Below are 16,049 nucleotides of genomic sequence, written 5' to 3'. Positions count from 1 at the left end.
GGGGCTAGAGAGCGATACTTTGTATACATTCACTTAATTGCGGTTCCAGCCATACTCGTTCTCCGGTCGGCCAGGAGTACCGTACCGCGGTGCCCGGGTGACCGTTCCGGCGTCGGCCAAGTACTCCAGATACCTGCGGGCGGTCACCCTGGACATTCCCAGCGCGTCCATGACTTCACTCGCGGAAATGGGATCCTCGCGCCCCCGCACCAGTTCCTTGACCGCTTCGAGCGTGGACCCGGACAGACCCTTGGGCAGCGGCAGTTCCGTCGGTGCACGGAGGCTCGCGAACGCCTGGTCAACGTCGCTCTGTGACGCGCCGGCTTTGGAAATCCCGGACAGTGAACCCGCCAACTGTTCGCGGAATGTCCGATAGCTGCGCAGCTTGTCCGCGAAGGTGGCGTACGTGAACGGTTTAATGAGGTACTGCACGACGCCGATGGATACGGCACTGCGGACAATGTTCAGTTCACGGACGGCCGTGATGGCGATGATGTCGGCGAAGACACCTGCTGAGCGCATGCGGCGGGCGACGTCCAGCCCATGCAAGTCCGGGAGGTTCATGTCCAGCAGGACCAGATCCACGGGGGAGCCTGATGCTGCGAACTCACCAAGGATGCGGAGGGCCGATTGTCCGTCTGGCGCTGTTCCCACCAGGGTGAATCCGTCCAGGCGGCCGATGTAGACGGAGTGGGCATCCGAAGCGATCGGCTCGTCCTCTACAACCAGGACGCGGATGTCTGTCATGCCTTCTCTTCCTCGAGAACCGGCGAAGGCAGCACAACATGGAACTGTGCACCGCCGGGATTGCTGATGGTCATCGTACCGTTCAGCCGCTGGACGGCCTGCCGCACCAGGGCAAGACCCACGCCCCGGCCGTGCGCTCCACGGGAGTTTCCCTCCGACGACTTGGTGCTGAATCCGTACTGCAGGACGTCGTCGATCGATTCAGGGTCGATGCCGGCGCCCGAATCGCGCACGGTGAATTCGACAGCGGCAGGACCGGCGTCCACGTCCATTTCCACTTGGCGGGGGAAATCCCCGGCTGCCGCGGCATCGATCGCATTGTCCAGCAGGTTACCCAGGATGGTGACGAGGTCCTGGATTTCCAGCCCCCGGACACCTCCACTCCCTGATGTCCGGACAATCAGTTCCACGCCGCGCTCATGAGCTTCGGCGGCCTTGCCCATCACCAGAGCGCTCATGACGGGTTCATCCACCGAGGCCACCATGTCATCGGTGAGTTGCTGGCTGAGTTCCAGGTCCTTGGTGGCGAAGTCCAGGGCCTGCGGTGTCCGGCCCAGTTCCAGCAAGGAGACGATCATGTGGAGGCGGTTGGCGTGTTCGTGGGTCTGGGCGCGCAGAGCATCGGAGAGGGTTTTCATGGTCTGCAGCTCCGTGCCCAGGGATTCGATTTCCGTGCGGTCCCTGATGGTGGCCACTGTCCCATACACCGCCGGTTTCTGGCGGCTGCGCGCGGGAACCGGTCCGACCGCCGGGGCCTGGTTGATCACCAGGATGCGGGAGCCGGTGAGGTGGATTTCGTCATGGGCGGCCCTGCCGGATTCGAACAGTGCCCGCAGGCTGCCGTCGATCGGCAGCTCCGCCAGCTTTGGCGCCGCCGTTGGTGACCTGTCGGCGTCGGAAGGCTCCAAACCCAGGAGTTCGGCTGCCTGGTCGTTGTACATCACGGCCTTGCCGTGGGTGTCGATGAGAATCAGGCCCTCGCGTACTGAGTGCAGGACCGATTCGTAGTAGGCGAAGAGCTGTGCCAGCTGTTCCGGCCCCCAACCGCGGGTGACCGAGCGGAGGTAGCGGCCCAGCAGCCAGGCAGCAAAAGACCCGAATGCCAGCACCACCAAGGCAATGCTGCCAATGACGCCCAACCGCTCGGCAACGTCGGTGTCCACCGTGCGGACCGTGACCCCTGCGGCAACCAAAGCCTTGATGGATCCGTCCGGTGCCCTGACCGGTGCAATGGTACGGACCGAAGGCCCCAGCGTTCCCGCAGTGACTTCAGTGAAGGTCTCTCCGCGCAGGGCAGGCTCGATCGTCCCGATGTAAGGCTTGCCCAGCTCTTCGGCCCGGGGATGGGTCCACCGCGTCCGGTCCGGAGCCATGATCGTAATGAAGTCCGCATCGGCATCGTGCATGACCTTCAGGGCATACGGCTGGAGCGTCTCTGACGGGTTGGCAGTGGCGGCCGCCTCCAGCACGAGGGGGTTGTTGGCAATCGACGTGGACAGGGCAAGCATCCGCCCGCCGGCGTTGTCATACGCCCGGTCCCTGGCTTCCAGCACCGAAAAGGTCCCGAAGACCGCCGTCATCACCAGGACGAACAGCAAGTTCGCAACAAACAACCGCCGGGCAATGCTCCAGCTGTGAAACACATGGACCTCCATGACCAATATGACCGCAACGGTGATGTATGTCACCAGCGGCTCAATGATGGATATCACACAAGGGCAGCGGATTGGACATCAGTGCAGGACCGCAGCGCCTTACACAGTATCCAGAAGGAGAATCCCATGACCTCTCAACGAGGAGAGTCGGCAGTAGCTGCCAAAAGTGGACGCAAGGGGCTCGACAAGTCGCACTACCTGTACATCGCGGTCATCCTGGCCGTAGTGCTTGGCGCTGTCGTCGGCCTGATGTTCCCTGAGGTCGGAAAGTCACTCAAACCGCTGGGTGATGGCTTCATCAAACTCATCAAGATGATGATCGCCCCCGTGATCTTCTGCACCATTGTCCTTGGCATCGGCTCCATCGCCAAGGCCGCAACCGTCGGCAAGGTCGGCGGGCTCGCTTTGGGGTACTTCGTGGCGATGTCGACGTTCGCGCTCGCCATCGGCTTGGTGGTCGGCAACCTCATCCACCCGGGTGAGGGACTCAAGCTGACGCCGTACGATCCCAACAAGAAGGCGGCGACGGACAGCACCGTTGACTTCCTCCTCGGCATCATTCCGGGCGACATCCCCGTCCTGCCCACCCTGCTTGCTGCAATCCTGGTCGGCTTCGCGCTGCAGAAGATGGGCAAGCAAGGCCAGCCCATCCTCAATGCCATCGGCCACGGTCAGCGACTCGTGTTCCGCATCCTCATCATGATCATGTGGCTGGCCCCGGTAGGTGCGTTCGGTGCGATTGCCGCCGTCGTCGGTGCGACGGGTGCCCAGGCCATCCTGAGCATGTTCACCCTGATGCTGGCCTTCTACATCACCTGCGCCCTGTTCATTGTGGTGATCCTCGGTACGTTGCTCCGCGCCGTGGCCGGCGTGAACATCTTCCGCCTCATGAAGTACCTGGCCCGCGAATACCTGTTGATCTTCTCCACGTCGTCCTCCGAAGCGGCTCTTCCCCGCCTCATCGCCAAGATGGAACACCTGGGTGTTTCCAAGCCGGTCGTTGGCGTCACCGTTCCCACGGGCTACTCCTTCAACCTGGACGGCACGGCCATCTACTTGACCATGGCCTCCCTCTTCGTGGCCAACGCCATGGGTACGCCGCTTGACCTCGGTGCGCAGATCTCGCTGCTGGTCTTCATGATCATTGCCTCCAAGGGAGCCGCAGGCGTGACGGGTGCCGGACTGGCGACCCTGGCGGCCGGTCTCCAGGCGCACAAGCCCGAACTCCTGGGCGGGGTAGGCATGATCGTTGGCATCGACCGCTTCATGTCGGAGGCCCGCGCTCTGACCAACTTCACCGGCAACGCTGTGGCCACCGTCCTCATCGGTACCTGGGTCAAGGAAATCGACAACGGCCAGGTCGAGCGGGTCCTCTCCGGAAGCGAGCCCTTCGACGAGCAGACGATGATGGCCCATGGCGAAGAAGACGTGGTTGTCGCCGAAGCCGAAACCCGCGGCAAGGCTGTCGTCTAACAGCCAAGTCCCGGAACAGAACAGCAACGCCGAAGGCCGGCACCATCCAGGTGCCGGCCTTCGGCGTTTTCCAATACCCGGCCAGGCTCCCGGATCCCAACCTTCGACCTCAACTAGAGGGTCAAGGCTCAAACAACGGACAAAGTCAAGTTCCCCGGATTACCGTGTCGGGACATGTAGCCTAAGGGGGTAGTAGCGCTGCAGCCGGGGGTACAGCGGCAGGGAAGATCGTCGTCGAAAGAGTGGTTAGATACGTGAGCATCGAACGGGGAACAGCTACGCTGGAAGGCACCGAGCTCGATCTGGAAGACGCCGTCATGGGGCCTACGGGCCGCCCTTACCGCGAATTCCCGGAACCTGCACCCCTTGCCTCCCACGGGCCGGCGCGAGTCATCGCCATGGTCAATCAGAAGGGTGGGGTCGGTAAAACGACGTCCACCATCAACCTTGCAGCAGCGCTCGCAGAGTACGGCCGGCGGGTCCTGTTGGTGGACTTTGACCCCCAGGGCGCTTTGTCGGCAGGCCTGGGCGCCAATCCGCATGAACTCGACCTCACTGTCTACAACGTCCTGATGGACCGCAAGGTCAATATCCGTGACGCCATCCAGCAGACCGGGGTGGAGGGCGTGGATCTCCTTCCTGCCAACATCGACCTCTCTGCTGCTGAAGTGCAGCTCGTCAATGAGGTAGCCCGGGAACAGGTCCTTGACCGCGCCCTCAAGAACGTCGAAGACGACTACGACGTCGTGCTCATTGACTGCCAGCCCTCTTTGGGTCTTCTGACCGTCAACGCGCTCACGGCAGCCCACGGCGTCATCATCCCTTTGATCTGCGAATTCTTCGCCCTGCGCGCCGTGGCCCTGCTTGTCGAGACCATTGAGAAAGTCCAGGACCGCCTCAACCCGCGCCTGCAGGTGGACGGCGTCCTGGCCACGATGTACGACGCCCGGACCCTGCACAGCCGTGAAGTCATCTCCCGCCTGGTGGAAGCCTTCGGAGACAAAGTCTTCGAGACCGTCATCAAACGCTCCATCAAATTCGCCGACGCCACGGTGGCGGCGGAGCCCATCACGAGCTACGCCGGCAACCACATCGGTGCCGACGCCTACCGCCGCCTTGCCAAGGAACTGATTTCGCGCGGCGGCGCGCCGTAACCGACGGTGGCACCGTCACTCGCCCCGGCATCGGAAGCGATCGCCGAACGGGAAGCACCCGACGCCGATACCTCCGCAGCTCCCAAAGCGGGCTTTGAGGTCCGGCTGGCCAACTTCACCGGCCCCTTCGACCTCCTGCTGGGACTGATTTCCAAGCACAAGCTGGACATCACCGAAGTGGCTTTGGCTACCGTCACCGATGAGTTCATCAAGTACATCCGCCGCCTCCAGGAACTGGGGGAGGACTGGGCGCTGGACGAAGCCAGCGAATTCCTGGTGATCGCAGCAACCCTGCTTGACCTCAAAGCCGCCCGCCTCCTGCCCGCAGGAGAAGTGGAGGATGCCGAGGACATTGCCTTGCTGGAGGCAAGGGACCTCTTGTTCGCCCGTCTGCTGCAGTACAAGGCCTTCAAGCAAATCGCCGGAATCATGGGTGAAACGCTGGAGCAGGAAGCCATGCGGTACCCGCGCCAAGTGGCTCTTGAGGCTCACTTCGCCGCGCTGCTTCCGGAACTCGTGTGGCGGCACACCCCTGAACAATTCGGTGAACTGGCGGCCAAAGCGCTCAAGCCCAAGGACTCGACTCCGGAAGAGGTGGGTTTGGGCCACCTGCACGCCCCGCCGGTGAGCGTCAAGGAGCAGGCGGCGATCATCGGCCATCGCCTGAAGCTGGGTGCCCCGCTGTCCTTCCAGACGCTGATTGCCGATGCCGAAACCACCTTGGTGGTGGTGGCCCGGTTCCTGGCGTTGCTGGAGATGTTCCGGGATCGCGTGATCGCATTCGAACAGCCGGAGCCGCTGGCGGAGCTGACGGTGCGGTGGACCGGCGACGACGCCGAATGGGACAGCTCAAGGCTGAGTGAAGAATACGAGGCAGGTATCAATGAGTGAACAAGAAGCGGTCCAGGATGGGCTTGCGGAGCTGGAGGCTTTGCCCGGCGGAGCCCGCGCTGCGCTGGAGGCCGTGCTCATGGTCATCGACCAGCCGGCAACCTCCGAAGAGCTGGCCGCCGGACTCAACGTAACGGTCGCCGTCGTCGAGGATTTGCTGGAGGACCTGCGGCGGGAGTATAGCGGCTATACTGTTAAAGCCCCGGACGTGGATGCTGTCGGCTTTGCCGTTGCCAGCACTGCACCCCGGGGTTTTGAATTGCGGAACGTCGCTGGAGGGTGGCGGATCTATTCACGGTCGGATTTCGCCGACATCGTGGGAAGGTTCGTCCTCGAGGGGCAGACCACCAGGCTTACTCAGGCAGCACTTGAAACCCTGGCGGTTATTGCTTACAGGCAACCGGTCTCCAGGGCCCGGGTGTCCGCCATTCGCGGCGTTAACGTCGATTCCGTGGTCAGGACCCTTACGCAGAGGGGCTTGATCGAGGACTCCGGAACGGATCCCGAATCCGGGGCTGTCCTGTATCGGACAACCTCGTACTTCCTGGAACGGATGGGCATTGGATCGGTGGCCGAATTGCCACAGCTCTCGCCGCACCTTCCGGGTTTGGAAGGGATCGACGAATACTACGACGCAAGCCGGATGTAGCCACGGGCTCCAACAGGCTGTGCGACACAACTTCATACTGAATTTCGGCACCTTATATAGGTGCACAGCGACAAGGGGCAGACGATGTCTGCCCGGCTGGCTAGTGTTGATTGCAGCACACAATGCCGGCCATTACTACACAAGGACGGGTCATGACACAGGCGGGACGCCAGAGTTCACCACGTAACGGTTCGGGGCGCAACAGCTCCGGACGCAATGAGGCCAAGGGAGGCGGCACTGGCCGCTCCAACGCCGGCGGCTTCTCCGGCCGCGGCGGAAGCGCCGGCGCTGGAAAGCGCAACTTCACCCAGGGCGAGGGTCGCCCCTTCAAGGCTTCGAAGCCGCGCGAAGCGGCCCCCTTCGATCCCGACAACCCCACAACGGCCGGCGATTACGACCGCGGCCAGGCCGCACGGCCTGCCAAGCCGTTCCGCAAGCCCGGCTCCAACAAGCCCGGCTTCGGCAAGGCACCCGGCACGCCCGGCGCTTTGAAGCCCAAGGCCAAGCCGGCCCGGCAATACGGTTCCAAGGCCWTCGGCAGCGAACGGTTCGGCCAGAACCTTGGCCCCGTGCGCAAGCCGGGCCGCAACCGCGGGCCCCGCCAAGAGGTCCCGCAGTCGGACCTTCACGATGCCGACGGCGTACGCCTGCAGAAGGTCATGGCCCAGGCCGGAGTTGCTTCCCGTCGCGTCTGTGAGGAAATGATCCTCGAAGGCCGCGTTGAAGTAGACGGCGTGGTCACCACCGAGCTCGGAATGCGCGTGGACCCTGCAACGGCAGTCATCCACGTGGACGGTATCCGTATCCAGCTGGACGAGACCCTCGTCTACATGGTGTTCAACAAGCCCAAGGGCGTTGTCTCCACCATGGAAGACCCCGAGGGCCGCCCCTGCATCAGCGACTTCCTCAAGAACAGCAAGAACAAGGGCGAACGCCTGTTCCACGTAGGACGCCTCGACGTCGCCACCGAAGGACTGCTTCTGCTGACGAACGACGGCGAGCTCGCCAACCGTCTGACCCACCCTTCCTACGAGGTACCCAAGACGTACCTGGTCCAGGTGCGTGGCCCCTTCCCGCAAGGAGTCGGCGCCAAGCTGAAGAGCGGCGTTGAGCTTGAAGACGGCGTAGCAGCAGTGGACTCCTTCCGGCTGGTGGACTCCACTCCGGGCCACGTCCTGATCGAGGTTGTCCTCCACTCCGGTAAGAACCGCATTGTGCGCCGCATGTTCGACGCCGTCGGCTTCCCGGTAGAACGGCTTGTCCGCGTCAAGGTTGGTCCCATCGGCCTGGGTGACCAGCGCCAGGGCAGCATCCGCAACCTCGGCAGGCAGGAAGTCGGACACCTCCTGGCATCTGTGGGGCTCTAGGGCATGTCGGCATTCGGTACGCACGGCCGGGGCCATCTTGATGGCCCGGTCGTCGTTCTCGGTACAGGCCTGCTGGGGGCCAGCATTGGCCTCGGGCTGCGCGGACGCGGGGTCCCGGTCTTTCTTTTCGATCCTTCGCCCACCAACCAGGCGGTTGCGGTGGACATCGGTGCAGGCCGTCCTTTGTCTGAGCTGGATGAAGTACCCCAACTGGTAGTCGTTGCTGCCCCGCCTGACGTGACGGCCGACGTCGTGCAAAAAGCGCTGGGGGACTACCCGTCCGCCGTCGTCGTCGACATCGCGAGCGTCAAGGCAACCATCCTGGCGCAGCTACGCGAACGCGGAGTTGATCTCTCCCGGTACGTGGGGACACACCCCATGGCCGGGCGCGAGAAGTCCGGTCCCGTTGCAGCAAGGGGGGAACTCTTCACGTCCATGCCGTGGGTCGTTTGCCCTTCCGAGGAGACCTCGGCAGCGGCCGTCCAGGTAGCGCGTTCGCTCGCCGGAGATCTTGGGGCGATTGTCTCCCAGTTCACCGCGGACGAGCACGATGAAGCGGTTGCCTTGGTGTCGCATCTGCCGCAGATCATGTCGTCCCTGCTGGCCAGCCGCTTGCAGGGTACGCCACTGCATGCCCTCTCCTTGGCCGGGAACGGGCTCCGGGACACCACCCGGATTGCCGCCAGTGATCCAACCCTCTGGGTGCAGATCCTGGGAGGCAACGCAGACAAGGTGGTGTCCATCCTGCACGGTGTGCGGGAGGACCTGAACCGGCTGATCGGCACGTTGGAAGCACCGTCCGCGCCGGGCGCCAGGCTCGACCTCGCCCAACTGATCAGCGAAGGCAACGCCGGCCAGGCAAGGATTCCGGGCAAACACGGCGGACCACCGCAGGCCTACTCGTGGCTCACCATCCTGGTGGACGACAAGCCAGGCCAGATCGCACGTCTCCTGACCGAGATCGGTGAAATCGGCGTGAACCTTGAAGACCTTCGGCTCGACCATTCGTCCGGGCAGAACGTGGGCATGGTGGAGCTCTCCGTGCTTCCCAGCAAGCATGACCTCCTTGTTGAAGCTTTGACCGACCGTGGATGGCGGGTACTCCAGTAATGACACGTGAATTCTTTGGCCCCGAGACGGTCGCCCGCCCCGGCAAGCCCTTGGTGATTGCGATCGACGGCCCTTCGGGTTCCGGAAAATCGAGCGTCAGCAAGGAAGTGGCCCGCCGCTTGAAGCTGGCTTACCTGGATACGGGTGCGATGTACCGCGCCTTGACCTGGTACTGCCTCAAAACCGGAGTGGACCTGCAGGACGGCGCCGCCGTGGAACATGCCTCCAAAACCATGCCCTTGGAAGTCAGCACCAGTACTGCCAAGGAATATGTGGCCGTTGACGGCACCGACATCACCGATGAGATCCGGGAACCCCTGATTTCGTCCTCTGTCAGTGCCGTGGCGACAACCCTCGGCGCACGCACCGAACTGATACGCCGGCAGCGAGAGCTGATCGACCAGCACCACCACCGCATGGTGGTGGAAGGGCGGGACATAACCACTGTCGTCGTCCCCAATGCCGAGGTCCGTATGCTCCTGACCGCCAGTGAGGAAGCCAGGCTCCGGCGTCGTGGAATCCAGTTGGGTGGCACGCAGAGCAAAGAGCAGCTCGCGGCCCAGGTGATCCAGCGCGATGCCAAGGACTCCACGGTGGTGAACTTCACCCAGGCTGCCGACGGCGTTGTGACGCTAGATTCTTCCGACCTCAACTTCGAGGAAACCGTCGACACCGCCCTGGCAATCGTCAGCAAGGTCATCTATGGCGACTAGCAATCAACTCCCGGCAGCGTGGACGCGCCTCTGGAGCCGGCCTGTGGGTTGGTTCCTGGACCACGTCCTCTACCGGACCGAGGTATCGGGCAAGACCAACGTGCCCGCTGCCGGCCCGGTGGTTTTCGCCGCCAACCACATCAGCTTTCTGGACGGACCGGTGATGTTCGGCGCTTCGCCGCGTCCCATGCACATCCTGGTCAAGAAGGAGATGTTCAAAGGATTCCTGGGCAAGGTCCTCAGGGGCTCCGGGCAGATTCCAGTGGACCGGACCGGCGACCGCACGGCGCTGCACATCGGCAAGCAACTGCTCGACGACGGCCGCTGCGTCGGGATTCTTCCTGAAGGAACCCGGGGGAGCGGCGCCGCCGAAAACATCAGCAACGGGGTTGCATGGCTCGCCATCAATTCCGGAGCAACAGTAATTCCGGTCGCCATCCTCGGAACCCGCCAGGGTGACGAGCACCGCGACCATATCCCCAAACCACGCCGCAAGCTCCATGTGAGCTTCGGCGAACCCATCACGGTGAAGCGCCGGAAGGGCGAACCGGGGCGTGTTTCAATGGACAGGGCAGCTGCGGAGATCCGTGAAGCCCTTGCCGGACACGTCCAGGATGCCATCCGGGCCACGGGCCAGGGCCTGCCTACGGAGCCTGCGCCCGGGGTAGCCCTTCTGCAGCACCGCCCATCAGAAGTAGCCGGGACGCCGGCAGACCACCACTAAGGAAAGTGCAATGAGCGATACGACTCAAAAATCCGGCCTCCACGGAGCCGGCGACGACGAATACACGCCCACCGGCACCGACCAGGTGGCTGAAAACCTGGCTGCCCTGGACGACGACGAGGCCGAGCTGCGCGCAGCCACCCTCCGGGCAGGCCTGGACGATTACGAACTCGATGAAGAAGATGCTGCGCTGCTCAGTGGCGAGTACGGCGATGAAGGAGACGAAGGTCCCCTCAAGCTGGACCCCGTCCTGGCCATCATCGGCCGTCCGAACGTCGGCAAGTCCACGTTGGTCAACCGCATCCTGGGCCGCCGCGAAGCAGTTGTCGAAGATACCCCCGGCGTTACCCGCGACCGCGTCATGTACTCGGCCCGCTGGAACGGCCGCAACTTCACCCTGGTGGACACCGGTGGCTGGGAGCATGACGCCAAGGGCATCCATGCCCGCGTAGCCGAGCAGGCCGAGATGGCAGTGGAGCTCGCTGACGCCGTTCTCTTCGTGGTGGACTCCGCCGTTGGTGCGACAGCCACGGATGAGGGCGTCATGAAGATGCTCCGCAAGAGCAAGAAGCCGGTCATCATGGTGGCCAACAAGGTGGACGACTTTGCGCAGGAAGCCGATTCCGCAGCACTGTGGGGACTGGGCTTCGGTCAGCCGTACCCCGTCTCGGCGCTGCACGGACGCGGTGTTGCCGACCTCCTTGACCATGTCATGGACACCCTTCCCGAGTTCTCCCTGGTCGAAGGAGTGGAGCGCTCCGGCGGCCCGCGACGTATCGCCCTGATCGGACGCCCGAACGTTGGCAAGTCCTCGCTGCTGAACAAGCTCGCAGGTTCCGAGCGCGTAGTGGTGGATCCGCTGGCCGGCACCACGCGCGATCCCGTTGACGAGTTCATCGAGCTGGGTGACCGCACCTGGCGATTCGTGGACACCGCCGGTATCCGTCGCCGCCAGCACATGGCCCAGGGTGCAGACTTCTACGCATCCCTGCGTACGCAGGCCGCCCTCGAAAAGGCGGAGGTCGCCGTCGTGCTTCTAGCCGTGGACGAGGTCCTCAGCGAGCAGGACGTCCGCATCCTTCAGCTGGCCATCGAGTCCGGCCGCGCCCTGGTGCTTGCGTTCAACAAGTGGGACCTGTTGGATGACGAGCGCCGCCGCTACCTTGAGCGTGAGATCGAGCAGGACCTGGCCCACGTTGAATGGGCTCCCCGCGTCAACATCTCAGCCAAGACCGGCTGGCACAAGGACCGATTGGTTCCTGCCTTGGACATCGCCCTGGAGAGCTGGGACCGCCGTATCCCCACCGGACGCCTCAACGCGTTCCTGGGTGAACTCGTCGCAGCCCACCCGCACCCGGTCCGTGGTGGAAAGCAGCCCCGCATTCTCTTCGGTACCCAGGCTTCCAGCCGTCCGCCGAAGTTCGTGCTCTTCACCACCGGCTTCCTGGACCCGGGATACCGTCGCTTCATCACCCGCCGCCTGCGCGAAACGTTCGGCTTCGAGGGCACGCCCATCGAGGTCAACATGCGCGTACGCGAAAAGCGCGGCAAGAAGCGCTAAGTGAGACGCGCATCACAGCCCACTACGGCTGTGATGGCGTCTCCGACCTCCAACTTCGTGTAAGCTTTTGGAGGTGGTTCGGCCGGACTGCTTAGGTGGGACTCTTCGGAGGAAAACTTAGGCGGAGAACGGTGGAACCAGCGGGCTGTAGCGCAGCTTGGTAGCGCACTTGACTGGGGGTCAAGGGGTCGCAGGTTCAAATCCTGTCAGCCCGACCAAAAAGGCCGGAATCACGTGGAAACGCGTGATTCCGGCCTTTGGTCGTTAAGTCGGGTCGCGAAGGCGCAAGACTTCCCGGGCTCGTTCGCCACGCCCGTCATTCAGGGCGGAATTGCGCCTACGAGCCCGGGGTCCGGCCTAAGCCTTTTGCAGCGCTCCGAGCGCCCTCACCAGGGGCTCAAGCTCCGGCACGGCCTCCGCGGCGTCCAAGGCTGCAGCCAGAGTCTCGTCATGGACAGGCTTGGCCGCTTCGAGGAGCTTCTGGCCGGCGCCCGTCAGCTCCGTGTAGATCCCTCGCCGGTCGTCGGCGCAGAGGATGCGGGTGAGCAGCCCCCGGTCTTCCAGGCGGTTGACCAGGCGCGTTGTGGCGCTGCTTGAGAGTGCGGTGGCGCGGGCCAGCTGCTGCATCCGCATGTGCCAGCCGTCTTGGCGGCTCAGGGCATCCAGCACCGTGTACTCCACGACAGAGAGCTCGTTCGAGGCCTGGAGCGCCCGTTCCAGTTCCGCTTCGATGCTTCCGTGCAGGGCGGCAAGGGTCCGCCAGCCCTGTGCCCGTACTTCTACGGCGTCATCCTTGATGCCCATGTCTGCTGTGCTCCTGCCTTGATGTTGAGTCGATCGCGGACGTTCGAAAGTAGTTGCTTGCGCAAGTACCTAGCGTATGCAACTATATATAGAGCGTCTGCAACTATTATTCTACGGTTCCCGGCGGCGCACTTCCACTTCCCAGGGGACCGGCCATCTAAGGAGTTCCACATGCCCGCAGGGTTGATTGCCCTTGCCCTCGGCGGATTCGGCATCGGACTGACCGAATTCGTGATCATGGGCCTCTTGCCCGAGGTTGCCGCCGACTTCGACGTCAGCGAGGCTTCGGCCGGTTGGTTCATCTCCGGTTACGCCCTCAGCGTCACTGTCGGTGCCCTGCTGGTGACTGCCGCTGTGACCCGGCTGCCCCGCAAACCTGTACTCATGGGCCTGCTCGTGCTCTTTATCGCAGGCAATTTCCTCTCCGCGATCGCCGACACCTACTCGGCCATGCTGCTCGGACGTATCGTGGCCGCACTGTGCCACGGGGCCTTCTTCGGTATCGGCTCAGTGGTGGCCGCAAGCCTCGTGCCGGCGCACAAGAAGGCCGGCGCCATCGCGATCATGTTCACCGGCCTGACGGCGGCCAACGTCCTGGGTGTTCCCTTCGGGACATTGCTGGGCCAGAACTTCGGCTGGCGTTCAACGTTCTGGGCTATCACCGTGATCGGCGTAGTGGCGCTGCTCGGCGTCGCCTTCATGGTCCCCAAGGCCGGCACGGAACCCACAAAGGGCCTACGCCGCGAACTGGGCGCCTTCGCATCCGGCCAGGTGTGGCTGTCGATCATCGTGACCATCCTCGGCTTCGGCGGCATGTTCGGCGCCTTCACCTACATTGCCTTTACCCTCACCGAGGTCTCCGGATTTGAGCCGGGCGCCGTCCCATGGCTGCTGGTGCTGTTCGGTGGAGGACTGTTCGTCGGCAACTTCCTCGGCGGCAAGGCTGCCGATAAGGCCTTGGACAAGTCACTCATCGTGATCCTCGCCGGACTTGTGGTGGTTCTGGTCTTCTTCGCCCTGACGGCTGCCAGCAGCATTGCAACCCTGGTGTCCCTGGCCCTGATGGGCGGATTCGGCTTCGCAACCGTTCCAGGCCTCCAGATGCGCGTGATGCACTTCGCCTCCACGGCACCAACGCTGGCATCGGGTGCGAACATTGGTGCCTTCAACCTGGGCAACGCGCTGGGCGCATGGCTGGGCGGCGTCACCATCACCGCCGGTCTCGGCTACACCTCGCCCATCTGGGCGGGCGCAGGGATCACGGTTGCTGCCCTGCTGGTCATGATTGCTGCCGCTGCGGCCGCCAAGCGCGGGGGAGGGGCCGCACCGACGGCAACTCCCGACGTCGAACGCGAACCTGATGGGGCCATCGTCGCCTAAGTCATGAGGCCTGGATCCCGACGCCTGGAGCGTCACGTCTGACGCAGGCAGGAAAATGCCCGCCACGGAAAGTCCGTGGCGGGCATTTTCGGCTCTTACGGGGTGGGCGTGGGGTTCTGCGGTTCCGGTTCGGCGTTCCGGTTCCCGGCAGCCTTGATGCGTTCGTTCTCCGCCTGCTTCAGGGCCTTCATCTGTTTGCCCCGGCGCCGCCAGATCGACCACATGACCGTCACCGCAATAAAGACAACTACCGCGGCAACGGCGGAGATGGCTGTCCAGGTGGTGAAGAAGCCTGCATCCACGCTGAGGGTCCTCTGGCCGGCGTGGGCTGATTCCGTGGAGCCAAAGACGATTCCGGCAGTGAGCAGATTGGGAGTTGCGATGGCAACTGCCAGCAGGACGATGGCTGTTTTCCAGGGCCAGCTTACGGCTTTCCTGGTGGCCTGCCAGGCGACCAGCAAAGGAATGAAGGTAAATACGAAGCCGTAGAACATGCCGACCAGCACGCTGGCACCAAGGTCACGCCTGATTTGTCCTGCGATGACATCGGACCACCATCTGGGAAGAATTGCCCCAAGAATGAACCAGGCGGCCACGGCAACCAGCAAAAACACAAGGACCAGGATTATTTTGGCGCCCAGGTTGCTCTTTTTCCCGGCTGGTACTTGTGCTTGTTCAGTCATGGGTCAATCATGGCAGAGACCCCATCAGGCGCAGGGGAATTGTGCCTATACTTTCAGCGGCGGCCAGCTGCGCAGGCCGTCGCCGAGGTTCGTCATTGTCCCGATGAAAGGCCACCCGTGAGCAATATTCCTGAAGAACTTTCCTACACTGCAGAACACGAGTKGGTCACCGCTCCGGATGCCGACGGCGTTGTGCGCATTGGCATTACCGACTTCGCCCAGGACGCGCTGGGCGACGTGGTCTACGCCCAGATGCCGGAGCCGGGGACAAAAATCACCGGCAATGAAGTTGTTGGGGAAGTCGAATCCACCAAGAGCGTCAGCGACATCTATGCTCCGGTTTCCGGCGAGGTCACCAATCGCAATGACGCGTTGGATACGGATCCCGCACTGATTAACTCCGACCCGTACGGCGAAGGTTGGCTCATTGAAGTAAAGCTCGCAGAACCTGACGCAGTGGATTCCCTGCTCAGTGCATCGGAGTACGAACAACAGGTAGGCTAAAGTTATCTGGCCCGCCAGGCTGTTTTCCCATTACAGGGGAAATGGAAGGGCGGGCCAGGAACCGATTTGCCCGGCGGTACCGGGATGCGGAAGTTGCTGGCAGGGTTTGGAACTGTCAGCGGATGAGGAGGAAATTCCATGGTTGGCGGCGAACAGAATCAAGCCAATGTCGGGAACGGCGCGGAGGAACAGCCGACGTCGGAGACCACCTCGATCAGCATCACGCCAACGTGGGACGAGCCGAGCATTGCCCCCAAGTTGGCTCCTGAAGAGCGTGCATCCGTGGATGCTCTTCCGCCGAATTCGGCCTTGCTCATTGCGCACAGCGGACCCAACGCCGGAGCCCGGTTCCTGCTGGACGCGGACACCACAACTGCCGGCCGGCACCCTGACGCGGACATTTTCCTTGACGATGTCACGGTGTCCCGCAAGCACGTGCAGTTCATCCGCACTGCGTCGGGATTCGAGCTCGTGGACATGGGCAGCCTCAACGGTACGTATGTCAACCACGACCGCGTTGACCGCGTGCAGCTCAAGAGCGGCAACGAGGTCCAGATCGGTAAGTTCCGGTTGACCTACTACATCAGCCCTGTCCGCTCAGCAGGCCAAGTCTGACGGGGAACCTGCCTGTGGC

Annotated in this window: 16 protein-coding genes and 1 tRNA gene; 13 read left to right on the top strand and 4 right to left on the bottom strand. The window is 63.1% G+C overall.

Going from position 1 to position 16,049, the window contains the following annotated elements; all coding sequences use genetic code 11:
- Positions 1-33: 33 nt before the first annotated feature.
- Together AB4Y81_RS17565 and AB4Y81_RS17560 are read right to left on the bottom strand one after the other, a co-directional pair.
- Positions 34-747, bottom strand: coding sequence for a response regulator (locus tag AB4Y81_RS17565; RefSeq protein WP_018779248.1), 714 nt, complete (start codon positions 745-747; stop codon positions 34-36).
- Entirely contained in the window at positions 744-2,390 is a 1,647-nt protein-coding gene (locus AB4Y81_RS17560; RefSeq protein WP_441996358.1) for a sensor histidine kinase, read from the bottom strand. Before AB4Y81_RS17560 ends, AB4Y81_RS17565 begins: the two co-directional genes overlap by 4 nt.
- Positions 2,391-2,528: 138 nt before the next feature.
- On the opposite strand from AB4Y81_RS17560, the gene AB4Y81_RS17555 reads away from it, so the two are divergent.
- The 10 genes from AB4Y81_RS17555 to AB4Y81_RS17510 all read left to right on the top strand — a co-directional run bounded on the left by AB4Y81_RS17555 (position 2,529) and on the right by AB4Y81_RS17510 (position 12,262).
- A complete protein-coding gene (locus AB4Y81_RS17555) occupies positions 2,529-3,875 on the top strand; it encodes a C4-dicarboxylate transporter DctA (protein ID WP_018779250.1) in 1,347 nt (448 codons plus the stop codon).
- A 254-nt stretch (positions 3,876-4,129) separates the two neighbouring features.
- The gene (locus AB4Y81_RS17550; RefSeq protein ID WP_018779251.1) at positions 4,130-5,029 is read left to right on the top strand and encodes a ParA family protein; all 900 of its coding nucleotides are present in this window, start codon (positions 4,130-4,132) and stop codon (positions 5,027-5,029) included.
- Positions 5,030-5,035: 6 nt separating this feature from the next.
- The gene (locus AB4Y81_RS17545; RefSeq protein ID WP_039240693.1) at positions 5,036-5,920 is read left to right on the top strand and encodes a segregation and condensation protein A; all 885 of its coding nucleotides are present in this window, start codon (positions 5,036-5,038) and stop codon (positions 5,918-5,920) included.
- The gene (scpB, locus tag AB4Y81_RS17540; protein ID WP_018779253.1) at positions 5,913-6,569 is read left to right on the top strand and encodes an SMC-Scp complex subunit ScpB; all 657 of its coding nucleotides are present in this window, start codon (positions 5,913-5,915) and stop codon (positions 6,567-6,569) included. The genes AB4Y81_RS17545 and scpB overlap by 8 nt, the downstream gene beginning before the upstream one ends.
- Positions 6,570-6,721: 152 nt before the next feature.
- Positions 6,722-7,936 (top strand): pseudouridine synthase, encoded by a 1,215-nt coding sequence (locus tag AB4Y81_RS17535; protein WP_441996351.1) that lies wholly within the window; start codon positions 6,722-6,724, stop codon positions 7,934-7,936.
- A 3-nt stretch (positions 7,937-7,939) separates the two neighbouring features.
- Entirely contained in the window at positions 7,940-9,046 is a 1,107-nt protein-coding gene (locus tag AB4Y81_RS17530) for a prephenate dehydrogenase (RefSeq protein ID WP_039240699.1), read from the top strand.
- Entirely contained in the window at positions 9,046-9,759 is a 714-nt protein-coding gene (cmk, locus tag AB4Y81_RS17525) for a (d)CMP kinase (protein ID WP_039240700.1), read from the top strand. The genes AB4Y81_RS17530 and cmk overlap by 1 nt, the downstream gene beginning before the upstream one ends.
- The gene (locus AB4Y81_RS17520; protein WP_051088533.1) at positions 9,749-10,483 is read left to right on the top strand and encodes a lysophospholipid acyltransferase family protein; all 735 of its coding nucleotides are present in this window, start codon (positions 9,749-9,751) and stop codon (positions 10,481-10,483) included. The genes cmk and AB4Y81_RS17520 overlap by 11 nt, the downstream gene beginning before the upstream one ends.
- A 10-nt stretch (positions 10,484-10,493) precedes the next feature.
- Positions 10,494-12,044, top strand: coding sequence for a ribosome biogenesis GTPase Der (gene der / locus AB4Y81_RS17515; RefSeq protein ID WP_018779258.1), 1,551 nt, complete (start codon positions 10,494-10,496; stop codon positions 12,042-12,044).
- Positions 12,045-12,185: 141 nt separating this feature from the next.
- Positions 12,186-12,262: transfer RNA gene (locus AB4Y81_RS17510), tRNA-Pro, on the top strand.
- A 139-nt stretch (positions 12,263-12,401) separates the two neighbouring features.
- Here the strand turns inward: AB4Y81_RS17510 and AB4Y81_RS17505 are convergent.
- Positions 12,402-12,848: a MarR family winged helix-turn-helix transcriptional regulator gene (locus tag AB4Y81_RS17505; protein ID WP_039240712.1), complete on the bottom strand. Its 447-nt coding sequence runs from the start codon at positions 12,846-12,848 to the stop codon at positions 12,402-12,404.
- Positions 12,849-13,019: 171 nt separating this feature from the next.
- Here AB4Y81_RS17505 and AB4Y81_RS17500 point away from each other — a divergent pair, with 171 nt between their 5' ends.
- Positions 13,020-14,228 (top strand): MFS transporter, encoded by a 1,209-nt coding sequence (locus AB4Y81_RS17500; RefSeq protein ID WP_055977822.1) that lies wholly within the window; start codon positions 13,020-13,022, stop codon positions 14,226-14,228.
- 95 nt (positions 14,229-14,323) lie between these two features.
- Here the strand turns inward: AB4Y81_RS17500 and AB4Y81_RS17495 are convergent, their stop codons facing one another.
- On the bottom strand, positions 14,324-14,911 hold the full coding sequence (locus AB4Y81_RS17495) for a hypothetical protein (RefSeq protein ID WP_189075748.1): 588 nt from the start codon (positions 14,909-14,911) through the stop codon (positions 14,324-14,326).
- 117 nt (positions 14,912-15,028) lie between these two features.
- On the opposite strand from AB4Y81_RS17495, the gene gcvH reads away from it, so the two are divergent.
- Both gcvH and AB4Y81_RS17485 read left to right on the top strand, forming a co-directional pair.
- Complete coding sequence (gene gcvH / locus AB4Y81_RS17490) at positions 15,029-15,415, top strand: glycine cleavage system protein GcvH (RefSeq protein WP_441996350.1); 387 nt, start codon at positions 15,029-15,031, stop codon at positions 15,413-15,415.
- Between the two features lie 138 nt (positions 15,416-15,553).
- Positions 15,554-16,030 (top strand): FHA domain-containing protein, encoded by a 477-nt coding sequence (locus AB4Y81_RS17485; protein WP_018779263.1) that lies wholly within the window; start codon positions 15,554-15,556, stop codon positions 16,028-16,030.
- Positions 16,031-16,049 lie beyond the last annotated feature (19 nt).

Source organism: Paenarthrobacter sp. TAF1, assembly GCF_052113825.1.
Taxonomy (GTDB): domain Bacteria; phylum Actinomycetota; class Actinomycetes; order Actinomycetales; family Micrococcaceae; genus Arthrobacter; species Arthrobacter nicotinovorans.
This window is presented reverse-complemented; position numbering and strand designations above follow the sequence as displayed.